Here is a 380-nt window from a genome sequence, read left to right as displayed (position 1 = left end):
CTGATTGTTATGCCGCAGTCATTAGTTTAGTAAAAGTATTGGAAGACCATTTAGAAAAAGGCGAAATCGTTAGACTAGAACCTTTGGGCACGTTTCAAATAAGTGTAAAAGGAACTGCTAGTGATAGCGCAGCAGGTGTTTCTAAAGATAATGTAACTCGTGCTTCAATTATTTTCCGACCAGGGAAAAAGCTAAAAAAACTAGTAGGGAATTTGTCTTATGTTCGAAAAAAAATATCGTAATCTATTTTTTTCTACATTTAGGAGTTAAAAGTTAGCACTATGAAATGGGAAGCCAAAATCATAAAACACAAAGGTGAAATGCGGATAGCTGTTTATTTTGATAAAAATGCCGATTTGATTTCACGTATAAAAAAAGTG

Annotated in this window: 1 protein-coding gene; it reads left to right on the top strand. The window is 33.4% G+C overall.

Annotated elements, in window-relative coordinates:
• Nucleotides 1–242, top strand: a 242-nt coding sequence (locus tag G6042_RS00605; protein WP_394352775.1) for an HU family DNA-binding protein, incomplete at its 5' end; no start/stop codon positions are given.
• Nucleotides 243–380 lie beyond the last annotated feature (138 nt).

The sequence above is a fragment of the Flavobacterium solisilvae genome, assembly GCF_012911605.1.
GTDB classification, from domain to species: domain Bacteria; phylum Bacteroidota; class Bacteroidia; order Flavobacteriales; family Flavobacteriaceae; genus Flavobacterium; species Flavobacterium solisilvae.
Note: the sequence above shows the minus strand (reverse complement) of the source record. Positions and strands in the feature narration are given on the sequence as shown.